Origin of the sequence: Melaminivora alkalimesophila, from assembly GCF_000282995.1 — a bacterium.
Taxonomy (GTDB): domain Bacteria; phylum Pseudomonadota; class Gammaproteobacteria; order Burkholderiales; family Burkholderiaceae_C; genus Melaminivora; species Melaminivora alkalimesophila.
Genome location: NZ_ALEE01000399.1, coordinates 1 through 230 on the forward strand (window position 1 = coordinate 1; position 230 = coordinate 230).

Consider the following 230-nt stretch of genomic DNA (forward strand, 5'->3'; position numbering starts at 1 on the left):
GGCCCTCGGCAGGCGCTCCAGCACCGTGACGTCGTGCCCGGCCTGGGCCAGTGTGCGGGCGCAGGCGATGCCCGACATGCCGGCGCCGATCACCGCGAAGCGCCGGCGCAAAAAGGGCTCGGGAGGCGCGCTCGGCTCGGCCGCGGCGCGTGCATTGGCGCGGGAGGAGGGGGTTCGAGAGCGGGCTGCTGTGGTCATGGCGGGCCTTTCGAGCGGGCAGGGCCCGCCAG

At 76.1% G+C, this 230-nt stretch carries 1 protein-coding gene; it reads right to left on the bottom strand.

Features of this window, described 5'->3' with window-relative positions; all coding sequences use genetic code 11:
* A partial coding sequence (locus A612_RS16520) for an FAD-dependent oxidoreductase (protein WP_141630341.1) occupies nucleotides 1-198 on the bottom strand: 198 nt, incomplete at its 3' end.
* Nucleotides 199-230 lie beyond the last annotated feature (32 nt).